Annotated in this window: 16 protein-coding genes; 6 read left to right on the top strand and 10 right to left on the bottom strand. The window is 72.8% G+C overall.

Annotated features, from left to right (window positions below; genetic code table 11):
• The first annotated feature begins 72 nt into the window (after positions 1 to 72).
• Complete coding sequence (locus R2D22_RS29390; RefSeq protein ID WP_318107726.1) at positions 73 to 993, top strand: GNAT family N-acetyltransferase; 921 nt, start codon at positions 73 to 75, stop codon at positions 991 to 993.
• Positions 974 to 1,471 (top strand): ribonuclease FAU-1 family protein, encoded by a 498-nt coding sequence (locus R2D22_RS29385; RefSeq protein WP_318107725.1) that lies wholly within the window; start codon positions 974 to 976, stop codon positions 1,469 to 1,471. The genes R2D22_RS29390 and R2D22_RS29385 overlap by 20 nt, the downstream gene beginning before the upstream one ends.
• On the opposite strand, the gene R2D22_RS29380 is transcribed toward R2D22_RS29385, so the two are convergent.
• From R2D22_RS29380 to R2D22_RS29360, 5 genes are all read right to left on the bottom strand, one after another.
• On the bottom strand, positions 1,468 to 1,890 hold the full coding sequence (locus R2D22_RS29380; RefSeq protein ID WP_318107724.1) for a DUF6299 family protein: 423 nt from the start codon (positions 1,888 to 1,890) through the stop codon (positions 1,468 to 1,470). The genes R2D22_RS29385 and R2D22_RS29380 overlap by 4 nt on opposite strands.
• A gap of 85 nt (positions 1,891 to 1,975) precedes the next feature.
• A complete protein-coding gene (locus R2D22_RS29375; protein ID WP_318107723.1) occupies positions 1,976 to 2,455 on the bottom strand; it encodes a GNAT family N-acetyltransferase in 480 nt (159 codons plus the stop codon).
• Positions 2,452 to 3,948 carry a tripartite tricarboxylate transporter permease gene (locus R2D22_RS29370; protein WP_318107721.1) on the bottom strand — a complete coding sequence of 499 codons (1,497 nt, stop codon included), beginning with the start codon at positions 3,946 to 3,948 and terminating at the stop codon, positions 2,452 to 2,454. The genes R2D22_RS29375 and R2D22_RS29370 overlap by 4 nt, the downstream gene beginning before the upstream one ends.
• A gap of 3 nt (positions 3,949 to 3,951) precedes the next feature.
• Positions 3,952 to 4,488 (bottom strand): tripartite tricarboxylate transporter TctB family protein, encoded by a 537-nt coding sequence (locus R2D22_RS29365; protein ID WP_318107719.1) that lies wholly within the window; start codon positions 4,486 to 4,488, stop codon positions 3,952 to 3,954.
• Positions 4,485 to 5,468 (bottom strand): Bug family tripartite tricarboxylate transporter substrate binding protein, encoded by a 984-nt coding sequence (locus tag R2D22_RS29360; RefSeq protein WP_318107717.1) that lies wholly within the window; start codon positions 5,466 to 5,468, stop codon positions 4,485 to 4,487. Before R2D22_RS29360 ends, R2D22_RS29365 begins: the two co-directional genes overlap by 4 nt.
• Positions 5,469 to 5,590: 122 nt before the next feature.
• On the opposite strand from R2D22_RS29360, the gene R2D22_RS29355 reads away from it, so the two are divergent.
• Positions 5,591 to 6,268 (top strand): response regulator, encoded by a 678-nt coding sequence (locus R2D22_RS29355; RefSeq protein WP_318107715.1) that lies wholly within the window; start codon positions 5,591 to 5,593, stop codon positions 6,266 to 6,268.
• On the opposite strand, the gene R2D22_RS29350 is transcribed toward R2D22_RS29355, so the two are convergent.
• Positions 6,265 to 6,873: a hypothetical protein gene (locus tag R2D22_RS29350; RefSeq protein WP_318107714.1), complete on the bottom strand. Its 609-nt coding sequence runs from the start codon at positions 6,871 to 6,873 to the stop codon at positions 6,265 to 6,267. The genes R2D22_RS29355 and R2D22_RS29350 overlap by 4 nt on opposite strands.
• Positions 6,870 to 9,464, bottom strand: a complete 2,595-nt coding sequence (locus R2D22_RS29345) for a hypothetical protein (protein WP_318107713.1) — start codon at positions 9,462 to 9,464, stop codon at positions 6,870 to 6,872. Before R2D22_RS29345 ends, R2D22_RS29350 begins: the two co-directional genes overlap by 4 nt.
• Positions 9,465 to 9,691: 227 nt before the next feature.
• On the opposite strand from R2D22_RS29345, the gene R2D22_RS29340 reads away from it, so the two are divergent.
• Positions 9,692 to 10,660, top strand: a complete 969-nt coding sequence (locus tag R2D22_RS29340) for a lytic polysaccharide monooxygenase (protein WP_318107712.1) — start codon at positions 9,692 to 9,694, stop codon at positions 10,658 to 10,660.
• On the opposite strand, the gene R2D22_RS29335 is transcribed toward R2D22_RS29340, so the two are convergent.
• The 3 genes from R2D22_RS29335 to R2D22_RS29325 all read right to left on the bottom strand — a co-directional run bounded on the left by R2D22_RS29335 (position 10,657) and on the right by R2D22_RS29325 (position 16,253).
• A complete protein-coding gene (locus R2D22_RS29335) occupies positions 10,657 to 11,517 on the bottom strand; it encodes an esterase/lipase family protein (RefSeq protein ID WP_318107710.1) in 861 nt (286 codons plus the stop codon). The genes R2D22_RS29340 and R2D22_RS29335 overlap by 4 nt on opposite strands.
• A 222-nt stretch (positions 11,518 to 11,739) precedes the next feature.
• Positions 11,740 to 12,720 carry a DNA polymerase Y family protein gene (locus R2D22_RS29330; RefSeq protein WP_318110064.1) on the bottom strand — a complete coding sequence of 327 codons (981 nt, stop codon included), beginning with the start codon at positions 12,718 to 12,720 and terminating at the stop codon, positions 11,740 to 11,742.
• Positions 12,717 to 16,253, bottom strand: coding sequence for a DNA polymerase III subunit alpha (locus R2D22_RS29325; protein WP_318107708.1), 3,537 nt, complete (start codon positions 16,251 to 16,253; stop codon positions 12,717 to 12,719). Before R2D22_RS29325 ends, R2D22_RS29330 begins: the two co-directional genes overlap by 4 nt.
• A gap of 154 nt (positions 16,254 to 16,407) precedes the next feature.
• Between R2D22_RS29325 and R2D22_RS29320 the strand changes: the two genes are divergently transcribed.
• The gene (locus R2D22_RS29320) at positions 16,408 to 17,505 is read left to right on the top strand and encodes a DUF3533 domain-containing protein (protein WP_318107707.1); all 1,098 of its coding nucleotides are present in this window, start codon (positions 16,408 to 16,410) and stop codon (positions 17,503 to 17,505) included.
• A gap of 81 nt (positions 17,506 to 17,586) precedes the next feature.
• The gene (locus R2D22_RS29315; protein ID WP_318107706.1) at positions 17,587 to 18,441 is read left to right on the top strand and encodes an alpha/beta fold hydrolase; all 855 of its coding nucleotides are present in this window, start codon (positions 17,587 to 17,589) and stop codon (positions 18,439 to 18,441) included.
• Positions 18,442 to 18,474: the final 33 nt, after the last annotated feature.

Raw genomic sequence — 18,474 nt, 5'->3', positions numbered from 1 at the left:
CGCAGGCCGGCCACCACGAGCGGCGGAAAATGGGAGGCGGCTCCGGCGGGCCCGCGCGTAGCGTGCGACACCATGACTGTGATCGTCCGTGACGTCCGGCCGGAGGACGCCGAGGGCTTCGCCCGCGTGCGCCGCGCCGCCCTCCCCTTCATGCTCGCCACCCCCGAGCAGGTCGCCTTCGACTGGGCGCACGCCCACCCCGACGCCCGCTACCGGCCGCTCGTCGCCGAGGCGGACGGCGAGATCATCGGCTCCGCCCAGGTCGGGCTCGCGTACGACAGCCCCCAGGAGAACGCCGGTTACGCCAACGTGTACGTGCATCCGGAGAGGCGGGGGCGGGGCGCCGGGACGCTGCTGGCCCGGGCCTCGGAGGAGTACCTGGTGGAGCAGGGGGCGAAGGACCTGTACACCTGGATCCTGGACGAGCCGGGCAACCGGGCCTTCGCCGAGCGGCACGGGTACGCGTCCAGGCGCTCGGCGCACTTCCTCCGCCTCGACCTGGCCTCCGCACCGCTGCCGCCGCTCCAGGAGCCGCCCGCCGGTGTCGAGCTGCGGCCGGCCGCCGCGTTCGCGGGTGACCCCCGGCCGCTGTTCGAGCTGGACGCGCTGACCACCGCCGACGAGCCGGGCGACGTGGGCACCGAACTCGCCGACTACGACCACTGGCTGGCGACGACCTGGCGCCACCCGCTGTTCGACGCCGAGCTGACCACCGTGGCCGTGGTCGACGGCGTGCCCGCCGCGTTCAGCGCCGCGCGGACCGACGGCACGGGCCGGTACGGCACGGGCATGACCGGCACCGCGCCCGCCTTCCGCGGCCGGGGCCTCGCGAAGCTCGCCAAGAACGACTCGCTGCACCGGGCCCGCGTGGCCGGCTGCACGGAGGCGTTCACCGGCAACGACACCGGCAACGGCCCGATGCTGGCGATCAACAAGTGGTTCGGTTACGAGATCTGCGCAACGGAGGTCAGGTATGTCCGCCGCGTCGGCTGACGTCGAGGTCGAGGTCGAGATCGTTCTGGTGAAGGCGGGCCGGACGAAGATCCGTTACCCGGCGGAGGTGGTCGCCGACGACGGCGTCCGGCTCAGCGTCCGCGCGCCCTGGGCCGCCGACGGGGTCCGTGACTTCGGGTTCGTCCGGTTCGAGCCGGGCGACGTGTTCACCGAGCACTACTGGCGGGACCGCTGGTACGCGGTGAAGGAGGTCCGGTCCGGCGACGGCACGCTCAAGGGCTGGTACTGCGACGTCACCCGGCCCGCCGCCGTGGACGCCGGGCAGGTCGTGGTCGAGGACCTCGACCTGGACCTGTGGGTGTCCGCGGACGGCGGCGAGGTGCTGCGGCTCGACGAGGACGAGTTCGCGGCGAGCGGCCTGGCCGGCGCCGACCCGGAGGCGGCCGCGTGCGCCGTCGCGGCGCTCGACGAGCTGGAGGCCCTGGGCCGCGACGGCCTGCTTGACCTGCTCCGCTAGCCGAGTGTGACGGCTGCGTCCCGCAGCGCCCGGAACTCGGGCAGCGGGATGCCGATCGCGTCCGTCGTGAGCTGCATCAGGGTGGCCTGCACCCGGGCGTCACCCGGCCGGTAGGCGGGGTCCCGGACGACCGAGGAGTTGCTCCAGGTGTGCACCCGGCCGTCGCAGACGGCCCGGGTGCCACCGATCCCCTGCGACCGCTCGTCCTGGACCAGGGTGCTGCTCACGAACACCGGGCCCGCGCTGTCGTCGAGGCACCGGTACGTGCCGAACAGCGTCACCGTGCCGTCGGCGGCCAGGGCGCCGGTGCTGTCGACGGAAACGCCGTCCGCGGGGGCCGTGGGAACCGCGTGGGCGGTCGAGGCGGCGGCGAGCAGGAGCGCAGCGGCGACGGTGCCGAGGACGAGACGAGCGCGCATGGAGGAGGGGTCCCTTCGGGATGGGGCGCCGGGGGTGGCGCCGCCCGCCAGGGATACCGGACCGCGCCGCCGATCCGCCCGAACCTCACTCCATCGGTGGCGCGTTGAGGATCTTCCGGTAGTGAATACGGTCGTACCGTCCTTCTTCGAGCCGCCGCTCCACGACCTCGTACCCGTACCGCTCGTACAGCTTCTGGTTCTCCCACATCATCGCGTTGGTGAGCAGCCGGACCTCGGGGGTGCCGAGGGCCCGGGCGTGCGTCTCCACCCAGTCGAGCAGGACCCGGCCGAGGCCGGTGCCCTGGGCGTCGGGATGCACGGCGACGGTGTCCAGGTAGAGGTGATCGGCCTCGGGGAACAGCACGACGAGCCCGGTCACCGGCTCGCCGCAGACGAAGACCCGGCCCGCGGCGACGTTCGCCGCGTGGTCCGCCCGCATCGGGGCCGGCACGAGGCCGATCCGGTCGATGTAGTGGGTGAAGGCCGCGTCGATCACGGCCTTCACGGCGGGTACGTCGGCGGCCGTCGCGGGCCGGGGTGCGTCGTGCGTCGTACGGTCGGTCATGCCGCCACGGTACGGCGGCGGTTGATCACCTTCCTCACCAGGGGCCAGGCGAGCAGGAGCAGGATCACGGCGTACACGGTGACCGCGAAGGGCGTGTTCACCAGGCCGGTGAGCGAGCCGTCGCTGATCTGCAGGGCGCGGCGCAGTTGCTGTTCGGCGGCCGGGCCGAGGATCACGCCGATGACGGCGGGCAGCACGGGCAGTCCGTACCGGCGCATGCCGAACCCGATCAGGCCGATGACCAGCAGGACGACGAGGTCGAACGCCTCGCCGCCGACCGCGTACGCGCCGACCGCGGCGAAGAACAGGATGCCGGCGTACAAGTACGGGCGCGGGATGCGCAGCAGCTTCGCCCAGACCGGGGCGAGCGGCAGATTGAGCGCGAGCAGCAGCACCATGCCGACGAACAGCGAGGCGATCAGGCCCCACACCAGCTCTGGTTCGCGCTCGAAGAGCAGCGGGCCGGGCTGGATGCCGTACTGCTGGAAGGCGGCGAGCATGACGGCGGCGACGGCCGTGGTGGGCAGGCCGAGGGTGAGCATGGAGACGAGCGTGCCGGCCGCGGAGGCGGAGGCGGCGGACTCGGGTCCGGCGACGCCCTCGATGGCGCCGCGGCCGAACTCGTCCTTGTGCTTCGACAACCGCTTCTCGGTGACGTACGACAGGAAGGTGGGGATCTCCGCACCGCCGGCCGGGATCGCGCCGAACGGGAAGCCGATCACGGGCCCGCGCAGCCAGGACTTCCAGGTGCGCCTCACGTCGTCCTTCCCCAGCCACGGGCGGCCGACCGGGATGGCCTCGCCGGCGGTGCGGCGCAGGTGGGCGGCGACCCACAGGGCTTCGCCGATGGCGAACAGGCCGACCGCGACGATGACGACGTCGATGCCGTCGGCGAGCTGGAGCGAGCCGAAGGTGAGCCGCTGCTGGCCGGTCATCTGGTCGAGGCCGACCAGGCCGAGGGTGAGTCCGATGAGGAGCGAGGCCAGGCCGCGGATCCGGGAGGAGCCGAGGACGGAGGTCACGGCGATGAACGCGAGGACCATGAGAGCGAGGTAGTCGGGGGCGCCGATGTCGACGGCGAGCTTCGCGACCGTGGGCGCGAGGACGACCAGCAGCATCGTGCCGATCATGCCGCCGGCGAAGTGGCCGACGGCCGCGGCGGCGAGCGCCTGCGCGCCGCGCCCGCCCTTGGCCATCGGATTGCCCTCGATGGCGGCGACCACCGCGGCGCTCTCGCCAGGGGTGTTGAGCAGGATGGACGTGGTGGAGCCGCCGAACATTGCGCCGTAGTAGATGCCGGCGAACATGATGAACGCGCCGGTCGGTTCGAGTCCGTACGTGACGGGCAGCAGCAGCGCGACCGCCATGGCGGGTCCGATGCCGGGCAGGACGCCGATGGCGGTGCCGAGGAGCACGCCGATGGCGGCCCACAGCAGGTTCATCGGGGTGAGCGCCGTGCCGAATCCGTCGATCAGGGAGTTCAGGGAATCCATGGGTCAGAGCACCCCCATCAGCGGGCCGCCGGGCAGCGGGACTCCGAGCAGGTTGTTGAAGACGACGTAGGTGACCAGCGCGAGGGCCGCCGCGATGAGCGGGTCGCGGTGCAGGTGGCGGCTGCCGAGGGCGTACGCGGCGCCCCAGAAGAGCAGCGCGCCGGAGACGGGGAAGCCGAGCGGACCGATGAGGACGGCGAAGCCGAGGAAGACGCCGGCGAGGAGCAGGACGGTGCGCCGGTCGCTCGGCTCGGACAGGTCGACGTCCTCGCCGCCCTCGGACTCGCCGCGGCCGCCGCGGAGCACGTCCACGGCGAGCAGCACGGCGACGACGAGGAGTCCGGCGCCGACGACCAGCGGGACGGTCTTCGGGCCGACGGGGCCGCGCTGGGCGATGTCGACGCTCATGGTGAGGGCGTCGGTGAGGACGAGGCCGCCGAGGAGCAGCAGGATGAGACTCACCCCGAGTTCGGAGTGCTCGCGCAGCCAGGAGGACCGTCCGGGGGTGGTCGTCGTGGGCGTGTCGGAGGTCGTGGTCACAGTCCCAGCTCCTTCAGTACGGAGCCGACGCGCTCGTCCTGCTCGGTGAGGAAGTCGCCGAACTCGTCGCCGGTCATGAAGGCGTCGTTCCAGTTGTTCTTCTTGAGCGACTGCTTCCACTCCGGGGAGTCGTGCAGCCGGGTGACCAGGCCGACGAGCTTCTGCCGCTCGGCGTCGGTCAGTCCGGGCGGGGCGACGATGCCACGCCAGTTGATGAACTCGGTGTCGAGTCCGGCCTCGCGCAGGGTGGGCGCGTCGAGGCCGGGGATCCGCTCGGCGCCGGTCACGGCGAGCAGGCGGAGTTCGCCGGACTCGATCTGGTCGAGGTACTCGCCGACACCGGAGACGCCGAAGGCGACCTTGTTGCCGAGGATGGAGGCGAGGAGTTCGCCGCCGCCGTCGAAGGGCACGTAGTTGACGCTCTTCGGGGCGATGCCGGCGGCCTGGGCCATCAGCATCGGGGCGAGGTGGTCGGGGCCGCCGGGCGAGGAGCCGCCGCCGACGGGCAGCTTGCCGGGGTCCTTCTTCCAGGCGGCGAGAAGGTCCTGAACGGTCTTGTACGGGGAGTTCTTGCTCACCACGACGATGTCCTGCTCCATGGTGAGCCGGGCGATCGGGGTGGTGTCGGCGAGGGTCTTCGGGGTCTTGTTGGTGTGGACGGCGCCGACGACGCCGAGTCCCATGGACATCGCGAGCCGGCCGTTGCCGTGCTCGCCGACCAGCCGGGTCAGGCCGACGGTGCCGCCGGCGCCGGGCAGGTTGAAGACCTCGATGTCGCTGGTGAGCCCGGCCTCCTCGGCGTTCTTGGCCGCGGTGCGGGCGGTGATGTCGTAGCCGCCGCCGGGGGTGTTCGGGACCATGACGCGCAGGCCCGGTATCCGGGTGCCGGTGTCGGAGCCGCTGCCTGCGGACAGCAGCGGCGGCCCCACCAGCACCAGCAGCGCGGCCCCGAACAGGGCGAGGGGAGTGCGCAGACGCACGTGTGCCGCCTCTCGGTTGGGGATGTGAAGTGGCCCACATGTTGCCCGCGCGTTAAGAAGCTGTCTCTCTTCCGCAATCAACGGACGTTGTGGTCCTTGTGGTCGCGACCTAGCGTGTCCGCGTGACGAACGTGCTGGTGGTGGACGACGACTTCATGGTCGCGAAGCTGCACGCCCGGTATGTCTCGGCCGTGGAGGGTTTCTCCGTCGTCGGGGTCGCCCACAACGGCACGGACGCGCTGCGCGCGGCGCGGGCGCTGCGCCCGGACCTCGTCCTGCTCGACATCTTCCTGCCCGACATGGACGGCATCGACGTCCTGCGGGAGCTGCGTGCGGCCGGTCTCGGCATGGACGCCCTGTTCATCACGGCGGCGCGGGACGCGGGCACGGTCCGCTCGGCGCTGCGGGCGGGCGCGCTGCACTACCTGATCAAGCCGTTCAACCAGGCCGCGCTGCGCGAGCAGCTGCTGCACGTGGCCTCGCTGCGGGCCCGCCTGGACGGGCTCGAGGAGGCCCGCCAGGAGGACGTGGACCAGATCTTCGGCACCCGCCCGCCGGGCTCCCGGGAACTCCCCAAGGGCCTCGCCGCGCACACTGCGGACCTGGTGGAGGGCATCCTCCGCGCCCACCCGGAGGGCCTGTCGGCCACGGAGTGCGCGGAGGCGGGTTCGTTGTCCCGGGTGAGCGCCCGCCGCTACCTGGAGTACTTCGCGGAGACGGGCCGCGCGGAGGTCACCCTCAAGTACGGCGGCACGGGCCGCCCGGAACGCCGGTACCGGAGCTCCGGGCGGGGCCGCTAGCGGCCGAGCGGGTACGCGGCGAGTTCGCGGATGTCGTCGGGCAGCGACGTGTCGGCGGCGAGCCGCGTCAGCGCGGCGCGGCTCGCCGGGAGATCGACGGTGCCGCGCAGCGCGGAGACAGCCTGTTCGGCGGCCAGGCCCCGAAGGGCGTACTGCTCGGCGAGTTCCGGGAACCACGGGGTGAGCGAGTCGAGGTCGTCGACCATGAGCCCGCACCACTCCAGGGCCTTCTCGACGATCCACCCGGTGATCCGGCGGACCCAGACCTCCTGGAAGTCCGTGGTGTCCAGCCCCCGCCGGGCACACTCCGCCTCGGCGGCGGCCATCTGCCCGGCGGTCACGTGGACGCCGTCGACGTGGTCGTACAGCACCGGCCAGACGAGCACCCAGTCGGGCACCTCTTCGTCGTCGGCGTAGAACTTCTCGTCGGCGTGCCCGAGGAAGGGCGGTTCGGGCACCGCGAGCGGCGCCGCCGGCAGCGCCGCTTCCAGTACGCCGCGGGCGAGCGCGAGCAGCTCGGCGTTCTCGTCGGAGGGCCACGCTCCCCACCCGAAGGGCGAGGCGCGCAGCGCTTCCGGCAGCAGCGGGGTGTCGTTCGCGCTCACTTGACTCCCAGGTAGTCCATCGCGCTCTTCGGGTCGTTCATCTTGCCCGAGTCGAGCGCCGCCCGCTTCTCCGCGTCGGACTTGGCGTTCCACGCGTCGTTCATGGACTTCATCTGCTGCGGGGTGAAGTCCTGACCGGCGATGCGGACGCCGAGGCCGTTGTCCGCGAAGGTCTGGGCCGGGGTGCCCGGAGGAGTGGTGCCGTCCTTGCCCTTCTGGTAGCCGTCGAAGATCTTGTGCCAGTCCTTCTGCTGCTCGATCTCGTACCGGGCCACCCGCGGCGGGTTCGCGCCGTCCGCCTTGGCCCAGTCGGCGAGGTTCTTCGCCTGGGCCGGGATGGTCGCCTTGGTGGCCGCGTTCGCGGTGTTCTTGACCTCGACGGCGTTGACGTTGCCGTCCTTGCCCCGGTACAGGACGTCGACGTCGTCGACGGCGCTGACGTCGACCTTCGTGCCGTCGCCCAGGTCCACGGACTGGCGGCCCTTCTTGGCGCCGACCGCGCCGTACACCTTGGTGCCGGGCGCCGCCTCGGCCACGGACCGCTGGGCGGCCCTGACCTCGGCCATGGCCTCGGCCAGCTGGTGCCGGTCGGTCGCCTTGAGGACGGTCGAGGCGAGGGAGCCCCGGGTCTGGTTGTCGATGGCCTTGTTCTTCAGCATCGCGTCCAGGTCGTTCAGCGCGGAGGCCAGTTCCTCCTTGCTGTACTCGCCCTTCCTGTAGTCCGGGTCGTCCTTGGCCCTCTTGACCAGGTTGTCGATGCCCTTCTCGTTCAGCTGGAAGCGGTCCTCCTTGGGCGTCTTCTGCTTGTCGCGGGCGTCGAGGATCGTCTGCTTGACCTTGTCCGCCGAGGCGTCGAGGTCCGCCGCGTCGGCGATGTTGTCGGCCTCATCGGCCTGCTTCTGGGCCTCGCGGGCGTTGTCCGCCGCCTCGCCCTCACACCGCTCGGGACCCTGCGCGAAGACCACCGGGACCGCGGCCGGCGGGGCCGCGACTACGCCGGTGCCGTTGCCGGGGACGCCGAAGGGCCGTGGTGTGCCGCCGCCGTACGGGACGCGCCGGGCACCGCCGAGGGCCAGGGTGCAGGACCCCGCCTCCTCGACCTTCTTCTTCGCGTCGTCAGCGGCGTCCTGCGCCTCCTTCGCGGCGTCCCGGGCGCCCTTGGTATCGCCCGCCGCCGCGGCCTTGCGCGCCTTGCCCGTCGCGTCCTTGGCCTTGTCGACGACCTCGGTGATCTTGTTCACGACCTTGCCGAGGCGGCCGAGCTTGCCCAGCTTCGCCGCGGCCTTGGCCTCGCCGTAGCCGGGGATGAAGAGCGAGCCGACGTTCCAGATGACGTTGGTCGCCGCCTGGGTCTTCTCGCCGTTGTTCCACTTGTCGCGGACCTCGTCGCCGATGAACATGTCGTCCAGCGGCTTCTTGACGACGTCGACGGCGCCGCCGCCCCAGTCGCCCAGGGCGCCGAGGTAGTCGCCCTTGTCCCACTTGCTGCCGGCGTCCTTGGTGCTCTCGTTCCAGGTGTCACCGAGCAGGCTGCCGTAGTCGCCGAGCCCCGAGATGCTGTCGATCGGGTGGATGATCGTGTTCCAGGTGTCGGTCAGATCGCCCCAGATGCCGTCGACGAAGAGACCCTCGACGACCTGGCCGCCGTAGTCGGCGGAGCAGCCCCAGAAGCCGGAGCAGTCGTTGTTCTCGCCGCCCTTGTCGTCGCCCTCGTCGTCCTTCTTCGGGCCGTCGCCGATCTGCTCGTAGGGGTCGGTGGGATCGCCGCCCTCGTCGTCGCCCTCGGACGCGCCGGGCAGGTCGGTGCCGGGTCCGTCCTGGGTGTTGCCGCCCGTGTCCCCGCCGGTGGCGCCGTCCGCGCCGCCGTCGCCGGTTCCCCCGTCCGCGCCGCCGTCCGCACCCCCGGACGCGCCGCCGTTCTCGCCCTTGCCCGCCTGGGTCGTCTCGTCGCCGCCGCCGTCGGCGGGGCAGGACTGACCGACCACCTCGCAGACGGACTCCTTGAACTCGCCGGCCATCCGCCCGCCGGTGTTCGTCATCAGCAGGGCCGTGACGATCGCCACGACCAGGATGATCATGCCGGTGTACTCGAGCGCGGACTGACCGCGGTCCCGGCGCCAGGTGATCATGTGCGCCAGGGAGAACGCCTGCTCCTCGCTCCGCTCGGACACGTCCGAGTCGAACCACTCCCTGGTGTCCCGCACGCACAGGAACGCCAGGATGACGACGGGCAGCAGGAGTTGGGTGAAGCCCTGGATCGAACCGGTGCGCAGGTTCCCCAACGCGCCCATCATCAGCCAGATCTGAACGGCTATCAGACCCCAGCGGAGCTTGTTCCCGCCCGTCCCCGCCCGCCGCACCAGCACCCATCCGGTGATGCCGGGCGCCGCCGCGTACAGCAGCACGCCGAGCACCAGGCCGTCGAACGCGCCGACTTGGACGGCGGACAGCATCAGGCCGAGGCCGCCGAAGATCGTCGCCCCGAACAGGACGTACACCAGCCAGCGGGCCACCACCAGTGGCGTCGGCATGGTGCGTCGTGCGGAACCGCCCGCTCCGGCGAGGCCGGCGGCGTCAACGTAAAAGGACATAGGTCAGTCCACCCCCCGGCGACCGAGAATAGGTCATGTGCACGACCAACGCGTGACACCCCCGTCCCGACTCTGTCCCGGACCTGTTCCTTAAGGCGGCGCTTACCCCCGCCTTAACGCCGCCCTAAAGATCGGTCCGGGGCCGTTCCGGCGGCGGATTCCGGGGTTTCGTAGGGGCCGAGCCACCGGCTCCACACCCTCGAACCGCCTCCAAGGAGACCGCCGCCATGACCGCTCGCCGCAAGGCCGCCGCCGGATCCCTCGCCCTCGGGCTCGCCACGCTCGCGCTCGCCGGACCGGCCGCGTTCCCGGCCGCCGCGCACGGGTCGATGACGGACCCGGTGAGCCGGGTGTCGGCCTGTTACGCGGAGGGGCCGGAGAGCCCGAAGTCGGCCGCGTGCAAGGCGGCCGTCGCGGCGAGCGGGACGCAGGCGTTCTACGACTGGAACGCGGTGAACATCGCCAACGCCGCCGGCAAGCACCGCGAGCTGATCCCGGACGGCAAGCTCTGCAGCGCGGGCAACGACAAGTACCGCGGCCTCGACCTGGCCCGCGGCGACTGGCCGGCCAGCCGGCTGAAGGCCGGGAAGCACACCTTCCGCTACAAGGGGACCGCCCCGCACCGCGGTTCCTTCGCCCTGTACGTCACCAGGGACGGGTACGACCCCACGAAGCCGCTGAAGTGGTCGGACCTGGAGGACAAGCCGTTCGCCACGGTCACCGACCCGCGGATGGAGAACGGCGACTACGTCTTCCAGGGCGACGTCCCGAAGAAGTCGGGCCGCCACCTCGTCTACTCGATCTGGCAGCGCTCGGACTCCCCCGAGGCCTTCTACACCTGCTCCGACGTGGTGTTCGGGAAGGACAGCGGTACGACCGCGCCCGCGCCCAGCGCCCCCTCCGACGAGCAGATCGACGAAGGCGCGGGCAAGTCCTCCGTCGAGCACGGCGGCCACGGCGACGACGACGCCCACACCGGCGCCGCTTCGAGCACGGCCCCGACCGCCGCCGCTCCGACCCCCGCCGCCCCCAACGCGCCCGCCCCGGCGGGCGAGGCCGCCGGGGCGGACGAGAAGCTCGCCGCGACCGGTGGCGACGCCGCGACCCCGTACCTCGCGGTCGGCGGCGCCGCCGTGCTCGCGCTAGGCGCGACCGTGCTGTTCGCGACGACCCGCCGGACGCGCCGGACGAACTAACCGATCACCGACGCGCAGGTGGTCGGCGTCGCGCGGGCCGGGTCGAGGGCGTTGGCGACCTCGTGGAAGGTGATCCGGTCCACCGTCCCGATCGCCACGTGCTCGGACAGGTCCAGCGCGCACTTGTCCTGGATCAGGACGTTGGTGACGTGCTCACCGGACAGGAACTGCGAGCGGTACGGGGTGACCACCTCGTCGTACCGGCTGGCGATCACCGTGTACGTGACGCCGGGCACGGTGTCCCCGCCCTCGTTCAGCTTCGTGAGGAACGGCGAGCCCGCCACCTGGTCGGCGAGGCCCGGGGTGTGCGCGCTGATCAGGTCGGCGGCGCCGGGGAAGTACGGCAGCAGCCTGGTGAGGCCGAGGAGCGTGGTGCCGTGGTTGTCGGGGGCGATCCCGACGAGCGCGTTCACCTTCTCGGCCCCGCCGAGGAACTTCAGGTAGTGACGGGGCATCATGCCGCCCTGCGAGTGGCCGACCAGGTCGACCTCGCCGGCGCCGGTGGCGGCCAGGACCCGGTCCACGTACGCGTCGAGCTGTTCGGCCGACTTGTCGATGGGCCCGAGCCCGTGGAAGAAGGGCACGTTCGGCAGCTGCCCGTAGTCGAGGGAGAAGACGCAGTACCCGCGGTTGACGAGGTAGGGGGCGAGGACGAGCCAGTTGTCGACCGAGTTCCCGAGGGTGCCGTGGACCAGGACGACGGGGCGGGGGTGGGCCGACGAGGGCTTGCAGGAGAAGTCGTTCCAGCCTCGGCTGGGGGCGGTGTCGGCCTGGGCGGCCGCCGTGGGGGCGAGCGTCGCGGCGACGGCGAGAAGGAGCACGGAAAGTGCTCTGAGCACGTGTTTCCAGGGCAGCATCGATCGATCTCCTTGCGGCTCAAGGGAAATCAGGAACGAACGACGGCAGGAGCCCTGCGGCCCGGACCACAAGTGGGGATGCTCTGCTCATGCCAAGCTACGCACGGGTAGCGTCGACTGGGAAGTTACGCGTCGGTAAAAAGTGACTTCTCGTCAATAAGGAGTGATCGGCCGGCCGTCAGAGCCATCGCCCCGGGCTGACAGGCTGCGCCGGCTCGCCTGTCAGGCCGCGTCGGCCCCCGGCTTCCGCCGCGCCAGCGAGCCCGGCAGAACCGCCCGCGGCCCGTACTTCGCCCGCGCCCGGTCGGCCACCGCCTCGATCCGCCGGACCTTCTCGTCCACCGGGTCGAAGGTCAGCTGGTGCGCCGCCCCCTCCGCCGGCCCGAGCCCCTCCGCGCGCAGCGCGATGCCCCGCACCCGGGCCCGCTGCAGGCCGAACGACGCCAGCACCGCGTACGCCGCGTCCGTGAGGGCCGCCGTGTGCGCGGTCGGCTCGCGCAGGGTGCGCGTCCGGCTCGTCACCGTCCGGTCCGCGTACCGCACGGTCACCACGAGCGCCCGGCAGACCTGGTGCTCCGCCCGCATCCGGGCGCCCAGCTCCTCGGTCAGCGCGAGCACCGCCCTGCGGTGTTCGGCCGGGTCCAACTCGTCGCGGGAGAAGGTACGTTCGGCCGCCGTCGAGCGCGCGGCCGCGTTCGGTACGACGGCGCTGCGGTCGATCCCCCGGGCCCGCTCCCACAGTTCGCGCCCGGTGCGCGCGCCGACCAGCCGCTGGAGCACGGCGAGCGGGGCGTCGGCGACCCGGCCGACGGTGTCGAGTCCGTAGCCGCACAGGGTACGGGCGGTGGTGCGGCCGACCCCGTCGAGCGCGGCGACCGGGCGGTCGCGCAGGAAGGCGGCCGTGTCCTCGACGAGCAGGGTGGTGCCGGGCCGGGCCTCGCGGGCGGCCGTGCGGGCCGCCATCGGGGTGGGGCCGACACCGATGACGCACTCCATGCCGTACAGGGCGAGCGCCCTCACCCGCACCACCGAGGCGAGTTCGGCCGCGGTCCAGCCGAAGTAGCGCAGCGCGCCGCGCACGTCGGCGAGCGCCTCGCCGGGCGGCACCGCCTGCACGATCGGGGTGAACTCGCTCAACAGCCGCACCAGGCGGGGAAGTTCCGCGTCGGTGGCGTCGGTTCGGAGCCGTACGCAGAGGATCATCCCGCGCTCCCCGGACTCGAGTGCCACAGCTTCTTCGGCGGCGTCGCCGCGCCCTCGCCGGCCGGCCTGAGGTCGGCCCACGGGTTCATCTCGTACCCGGTGGACATCCGGATCCGGCGTCCGTCGTCGGCCCGCTCCCCGTCCTCGGCCGCCGGCTGCTGCGGCTCCGCCAGCCGCGCCGCCACCGCGTCGAGGCCGCCCTCGCGGCGCAGTTCGACCAGTTCCGCGAGGTCCCAGGCCGCCGCGCCGACCACGCTGACGCTGCGCGGCCCGCGCCGCTGCACGACGCCCCGGACGAGCAGCAGCCAGGAGTGGAACACGGTGTGGGCGCAGGCGTCGTGGGAGTCGTCGAAGAAGGCGAGGTCGACCAGGCCGGTGCCGTCGTCCAGGGTGGAGAAGATCACCCGCTTGCCGGACCGGATCGGCGGGGTCTGGGTGGCCGCCTTGGCGCCCGCGACCAGCACGGTACGGCCGTGTGCGGCGGCCCGCAGCTGCTGGGCGGAGACCACGCCGAGTTCGCGCAGGAAGCCGTGGTGGTCGCTCATGAGGTGGCGCGAGGCGTCCATGCCGAGCACGCCCAGCTCGGCGCTGAGCCGCTCCGACTCGTCGAGGTCCGGCAGGCCGACGGGGGCGGTCTTCCGGCCGTGCGCGAGCGGGAGCTGACCGCCGTAGGAGGCCGCGCCGCGCTGGACGCGGTGGAGTTCGGAGAGGTGCAGCAGCAGGTCACGGCGGTTGGCCCCGAACGCGTCCAACGCCCCCACCTGTGCGAGGCGTTCGGCGATCGGGCGGCGCGGCCGGGCCCGCTCCCAGAAGTCGAGCAGGGAGGCGTACGGCTGGCCGGCCTCGATCCGGACGGTCTCCGCCTCGCTGATGCCGTGCACGTCGCAGAGCGCGAGCCGCAGCCCCCACCGCTCCGGCCCACCCTCACCACCGGACACCAGTTCGATTCTGTGTGCGGCCCCGGACCGGTTCACGTCCAACGGCAGCACCGGCACCCCGCGCCGCCGTGCGTCCGCGAGCAGCAGCCGCTTCGGGTACATGCCGGGGTCGTGGGTGAGCAGCCCGGCGTAGAAGGCCGCCGGGTGGTGCGCCTTGAGCCAGGCGGACTGGTACGTGGGGACGGCGAAGGCGACGGCGTGCGCCTTGCAGAAGCCGTACGAGCCGAAGGCCTCGACGATCTCCCAGGTGTGGGCGATGACCTCGTAGTCGTAGCCGCGCCGCTCGGCCTGCTGGGCGAACCAGACCTTGATCCGGGCCTGCGACTCGGGGTGGGAGAGCCCGCGCCGCACCTGGTCGGCCTCGTCCCGGCCGCAGCCGGTCATGATGCTGACGATGCGGATGATCTGCTCGTGGAAGACGACCACGCCGTAGGTCTCCCTCAGCGCCTCCTCCAGGTCGGGGTGCGGGTAGCGGGCGGGCGTCCGGCCGTGCCGGGCCTCGATGAAGGGGCGCACCATGTCGGCGGCGACCGGTCCCGGCCGGAAGAGCGAGATGTCGACGACGAGGTCGTGGAAGGTCGCCGGCTGGAGCCTGCCGACCAGGTCCCGCTGGCCGGGCGACTCGATCTGGAAGCAGCCGAGCGTCTCGGCGGACCGGATGAGCCGGTACGTCGCGGGGTCGCCCGGCGGGATCGCGTCGATGTCGACGCGTTCGCCGGCGGCCCGTTCGATCTCGGCGACGGCGTGCGCCATCGCGGACTGCATCCGCACGCCGAGCACGTCCAGCTTGAGCAGCCCGAGGTCCTCCACGTCCTCCTTGTCGAACTGGGACATCGGGAACCCCTCGCCGCTGGTGGGCATCACGGGGGTACGGGTGAGCAGCGAGGCGTCCGAGAGCAGCACCCCACAGGGGTGCATGGCGATGCCGCGGGGCAGCGCGTCGAGCCCCTCGACGAGCTCCCAGAGCTTGCCGTAGCGCTGCTTCTCGCCCGCGAGCGCGCGCAGTTCGGGCAGTTCGTCGAGGGCGGCGAGGGCGTCCCGGGCCCGGATGTGCGGGAAGGACTTGGCGATCCGGTCGATGTCGGCCGGGTCCATCGACAGGGCGGCGCCCACGTCCCGTACGGCGTGACGCACCCGGTAGGTCTCCGGCATGGAGACGGTGGCGACACGCTCGGCGCCGAACCGGTCGATGATCGCGCGGTAGACCTCCAGGCGGCGGGCGGACTCGACGTCGACGTCGATGTCCGGCAGCGCGGTGCGGCGTTTGGACAGGAAGCGCTCCATCAGCAGGCCGTGCTCGACCGGGTCGGCGTGCGCGATGCCGAGGAGGTGGTTGACGAGGGAGCCGGCGCCGGAGCCGCGGGCGGCCACCCGGATGCCCATCCCCCGGACGTCGTCCACGACTTGAGCGACCGTCAGGAAGTAGGTGGCGAAGCCGTGGTGGGCGATGATGTCCAGCTCTCGGTGCATCCGGTCCCAGTACGCGCGGCGGCCCTCGTAGCCGCGTCGCACCATTCCGGCGGCGGCCCGGGAGGCCAGGACGCGCTGCGCGGTGCGGTCCGCGGCGCCGACGAGGTACGGCTCGGGGAAGTGCGCGGAGCCCATGCCGAGGTCGTCCTCGGGGTCGACGAGGCAGTCCGCGGCGGTCTCCTCGGTGGCGGCGAGCAGCCGGTGCGCGGCCTCGCGACGGAAGCCGGCCGCCTCGGCGACCCGCTCGGCGATCCGGTGCATGGCGTCGGCGTCCTTGAGCCAGCGTTCGCCGCTGTCGAGGCCGCCGAGTGCGGTGACGGGGACGAGCCGGCGGGCCGCGTCGAGGACGTCGGCGACCGGCCCCTGGCCGGGGTCGGCGTACCGGACGGCGTTGCTGAGCACGGCCCGTACGCCCTGGTCGGCGGCGAGGCCGAGGGTACGGGCGGCCTGGCGCAGCGAGCCGGGGCCGGTGCCGTCGCGGCCGTGGTGGACGACCTCCAGGCGCAGCGCGTCGCCGTACCGCTCCAGCCAGGGGGCGAGCAGCCGGGCGGCCCGGTCGGGGCGGCCGGCCGCGAGGGCGCGGCCGACCTCGGAGTCGGGCCCGAGCAGGACGGTCAGCCCGTCGCCGTGGTTGGCGTCCCAGGACAGCAGCGGCCCGGGGCCGCCGGCGGAGCGGGGTGCGGCGGCGGTGGCGCGGGCGGCGCCACCGTCGCCCGCCGGTACCGGCCCGGTCCCCGCGTGGGCGGCCGTGACCAGGCGGCAGAGGTCGGCCCAGCCGGTGCGGGAGCGGGCGAGGAAGACGGCGCGGGGCGCGGACTCGTCGAGGAAGGCCCCGCCGCGCACGGGAACGCGCCGCGCCGAGGTCTGCCGCGCTCCGGGTTCCGGCCGGCCCGGCGCCGCGTCGGCCGCCCCGCCGACCGCCAGGTCGGTGCCGAACAGCGGACGGACGCCCGCCGCCTCGCACGCCTTGACGAACCGGACCGTGCCGGCGAGCGAGTCGCGGTCGGTCAGGGCGAGCGCGTCCATGCCCCGCTCGGCGGCGCGCTCGGCCAGCCGGTCGGGGTGCGAGGCCCCGTAGCGCAGGGAGAAGCCCGACACGGTGCGCAGATGCGTGAAACCGGGCACCCGCACCTCCTGATCGATCCGTTCATCACCTCCCCTCCTCCACCATAGACCAAAGTTCGAACGCATGTGCGAGATGCGACGGCGGGTCCGTTCGCTCCGCCATTCGGCCCCGCCCCGCCTGCACGGACCCCGGCGGCCCCGGAGCGTGGAGGGCATGAGTTTCGTCGACGAGGTGAAGAACGCCGTGTCCCCCCGGGCCGCCCTGCTGGTCCTCGGGGTGCTCGCGCTGCAGCTGCTGTTCATAACGTCCTACGTGGGCGCCCTGCATCATCCGAAGCCGAAGGACATCCCGGTCGCCGTGGTCGCCCCCGACCAGCTCGCCGCGCCGCTCGCCGACCGCCTCGACCGGCTGCCCGGCTCCCCGCTGGACCCGCGCACGCTCGCCGACGAGCGGGTCGCCCGCGACCAGATGCTGAACCGGGACATCGACGCCGCGCTCGTGGTGGACCCGCGCTCCACCACCGACACCCTCATGATCGCGTCGGGTCAGGGCACCTCCGAGACCCAGGCGATCACCCGGATCTTCGAGGAGGTCGCCAAGGAGCAGCAGCGCACCCTGCGGCTCGACGACGTGGCGCCCGTCTCGAACCAGGACGCCGGCGGCCTGTCCTCGTTCTACCTGGTCGTCGGCTGGTGCGTGGGCGGCTACCTGTGCGCCGCGGTGCTGGCGATCAGCGCCGGCGCCCGGCCCGCCAACCGGGAGCGCGCCGCGATCCGGCTGCTGGTCATGGCGGCGTACGCGATCGTCACCGGCCTGCTGGGCGCCCTGATCGTCGGCCCGATCCTGGGCGCGCTGCCCGGCAGCGTGCCCTCCCTGTGGGGGCTCGGCGCGCTCACCGTCTTCGCGGTCGGCGCCGCCACCCTCGCCCTCCAGGCGGTCTTCGGCATCGTCGGCATCGGCCTGGCGATCCTGTTCGTCGTGATCGCCGGCAACCCGAGCGCGGGCGGCGCCTACCCGCTCCCGCTGCTCCCCGACTTCTGGCGGACCATCGGCCCGGGCCTCCCGCCCGGCTCGGCGACCTGGGTGGCCCGCTCCATCGCGTACTTCCGCGGCAACGCGGTCGCCACCCCGCTGTTCGTGCTCACGCTGTGGGCCGGTGCGGGCGCCGTCATCACGCTGGTCTTCTCGTCCCTACGCCGCAAGGACGAGATCGACGCCCTGGTACGCAACGGCCCGGCGCTCTCGGCCGCGCCCCCCAATGCTCCCGAACGCGCCTCGTACATCCGCGCGGAGAGGCGGTTCGAGGGATGATCAGTACCCCGAGCGGGAATGGGGGAGGTCGGTTCCTGTAGAGGCGTGCACGACTGAGGAGGCGGCGGGTTGCGAGGGCGAATGCGCGTGTCGGACGGTCGCCATCTGATGGTGGAACGGCTCGGGGACCCGCAGGGCAGTCCGGTGTTCCTGCTCCACGGCACCCCGGGAAGCCGGCTCGGTCCGGCGCCGCGCGGCATGGTGCTGTACCAGCGCGGGATGCAGCTGATCGCGTACGACCGCCCCGGGTACGGGGGGTCGGACCGGCTGGAGGGGCGCAGCGTCGGTGACGTGGTCCACGACGTGACGGCGATCGCCGACGAGCTCGGCCTGGAGCGGTTCGCGGTGGTCGGCCGTTCCGGCGGCGCCCCGCACGCCCTGGCCTGCGCGGCGCTGATCCCGGAGCGGGTGACCCGGACCGCCGCACTGGTGGCACTGGCCCCGAAGGACGCGGACGGGCTCGACTGGTTCGAGGGCATGGCCGCCTCCAACGTCCGGGAGTACACCAAAGCCTCCCAGGACCCGGGCGGGGTGGCCGCCCGGCTCACCCCGCGCGCCGACGAGATCCGCAAGGACCCGATACGGCTCCTCGACGACCTTCGCCGGGAGCTCACCGAACCGGACCGGATGGTCGTCTCCGACGCCGGCGTCCGCTCCATGCTGCTGCGCAACTACCAGGAGGCGCTGCGGACCTCGGCGTACGGCTGGATCGACGACGCGCTCGCCTTCTGCAGTCCCTGGGGCTTCGACCCGGCGGACATCCCGGGCGAGGTGATGCTCTGGCACGGCGAGCAGGACGTGTTCTCGCCGGTGGGCCACTCCCGCTGGCTCGCCGAGCGCATCCCGGGGGCCACGGCGGTCCTGGAACCGGCCGCCGCCCACTTCGACGCCCTGCACGCGCTGCCCCGGGTGCTCACCTGGCTCCTGGAGCGGTGAACCCCGCGGCGAACCGCCGCCCGTGAACGGTGG

Source organism: Streptomyces sp. HUAS YS2 (assembly GCF_033343995.1).
Lineage (GTDB): Bacteria > Actinomycetota > Actinomycetes > Streptomycetales > Streptomycetaceae > Streptomyces > Streptomyces solicathayae.
Note: the sequence above shows the minus strand (reverse complement) of the source record. Positions and strands in the feature narration are given on the sequence as shown.